Raw genomic sequence first — 2,043 nt, 5'->3', positions numbered from 1 at the left:
CCGAGCAACAGTGGTGCGAGGTTCTGGCCTACCACATCCAGCATGAGATAGCGGTCGAGCCGGGGCAGCAGGCGTATGGCCAGCAACGTATCGCGGTATGTGCTGCGCGCCCACCGCAGTTGCTGGCGCAGGTATGGCCGCATTCGTTCGGGTACCACCGTCGCCGCCGTGGCGTCCGGAACGTACTCGGTACGCAGGCCCGCCTTGAGCATGAGAATGGTCAGGTGACGGTCCTCACCGAAGTCGCTCGGCCGCCCCCGGAAAAACTGGGTCTCGTACTGGTCAAGCACCTCAAGGAGGACAGAGCGACGGTAGACCGTGCACGGCCCGCAGCAGCACATGACAGCGCCGAACTCAGCCTGGGCCGCCCGCTCCTCATTACAGGCGATCCAGTACTCCATATCGGTCAGCCGGGTCAGCCAGGTGGCGCGTCGGTTGCGGGCGACCATCTGCCCCATGGCCGCGCCCACGGCCGGATCGGTCATCTTCGCCGCCAACTTGCGCACGACATCCGGTTCGATGGTGGTGTCCGAGTCGACGTTGACCACCAGGTCACCGGCTGACCGGCGGATCGCCGCGACCTGTGCCTTGCGCTTCCCGACGTTGTGGGGGAGCAGCAGGAAGGTGAACCGCGGGTCGCCGGCGTAGATGTCGTAAACGGGCTCCAGGCGGTCGCGATTTGTAGAGCCGTCGTCGACGAGGTAGACCCGCAACTCACCCTGGTAGTCCTGGGCCGCGACCGAACGCAGGCACGCCGCCAGGGTCAGCGGGTCCTCGTGGTAACAGGGAATAATCACATCCACACTCGGCAAACTGTCGCAAGGGTCTGCGTGGTGCGTGGTAGTCGGCCGGTAGGCGCGCCGGGCATAAAACGTCTTCGCGCCCTGATAGCCCAGGGCGAGGGTGGCATAGGACGAGGGGATGATCATGTTGGCGGTGGAGAGAATGCTCACCGCGGTCGACATCAGGACCTCCGGAGGGTGTCAGACCGGCCTGCTGATCGGCGAATGGACGGACGGGGCGGGAAGCGGCTGGAAGACAAATCCGCGATCATGCAGCGCCGGAATCAGCCGGCGGAGCGCCATGACTGTCTGTTCACGCGGCCCGGTGTGGCTGGCACTCAGCCACTCATCCGCCAGGCATCCGTCATGCAGAAGAATGACTCCGCCCGGCCGGATGCGCGTCAGCACCGTCTTGACGATCACATTCACGCCGGGACGCGACCAGACGCGCGGATCACCGACCAGTTCAGGGGCTCCAGCCCGAACAGAGCCGCCGCCCGGGCCTCGCTGGTCCAGGCGCCGTACGGCGCTCACAGGTAATGCACGCAGGCCTGCGGGCAAACGGTCCTGATGACTTTGTTCGCGTCGGATATCTCCCGTTGAACCTCGCCCGGCTCGCACCGGGACAGGTCTCGGTGAGTCATGGTGTGGCTGGCCAGGCCATGGCCTTCCGCGGTGATTCTCCGGATCAATTCGGGATGCTTGGCCGCATGCTCCCCGATCACGCAGAAGGTGACGACTACCCGGTGCTCCGCGAGCACATCGAGTACCTGCGGTGTGCAAAAAGGGTTCGGTCCGTCATCGAACGTCAAATAAACGTCTCGGCTGCCCTCTTCGACCTGCATCGTGCGCCCGTCGATCTGGCCGGGTTCGGACTCCAGCCGCAGCGGGGTGGAGATGCTGACCGGGGCCCGGGAGCGGATCATCATCGTTCCGGTGGCGATGAGTGTCCCGGCGTGCGCGCGCAGGGCCGCTGCGGTGCGGCGTGCCTCGGTCCGCCGGTCGTCGCAGGCCTGCGGGCACGTGGTCGTTCCCGTGGTGGTCGATGCCACGGTCTGTCCGTCCGGCAACTCCGCTCGATCTCCTTCGCTCGCTGTCCCGATAGATCAGGTGGGGCTGGGTCGGACAAGACTATAGCTCATTCAAAATAATCAGATTATTCAGCGACTGATTGGCGACCGAGGGCGACCGCTGCATCGACGAGGACCTGGCCGCAATCGTGGCCGGGAACAATCCCGGGCCTGGCCGGCGCCGCCGACAG

1 protein-coding gene and 1 pseudogene are annotated in these 2,043 nt (G+C 65.4%); both read right to left on the bottom strand.

Annotation, left to right across the window (positions count from 1 at the left end; genetic code table 11):
• The coding region (gene nodC / locus DD1DGNOD_RS12455) for a chitooligosaccharide synthase NodC (protein ID WP_131770173.1) at positions 1-965 on the bottom strand (965 nt) is incomplete at its 3' end.
• A gap of 18 nt (positions 966-983) precedes the next feature.
• Positions 984-1,627: pseudogene (gene nodB / locus DD1DGNOD_RS30825) on the bottom strand (chitooligosaccharide deacetylase NodB).
• Between the last annotated feature and the right edge of the window lie 416 nt (positions 1,628-2,043).

Origin of the sequence: Candidatus Protofrankia californiensis, from assembly GCF_900634765.1 — a bacterium.
GTDB lineage: Bacteria > Actinomycetota > Actinomycetes > Frankiales > Frankiaceae > Protofrankia > Protofrankia californiensis.
This window is presented reverse-complemented; position numbering and strand designations above follow the sequence as displayed.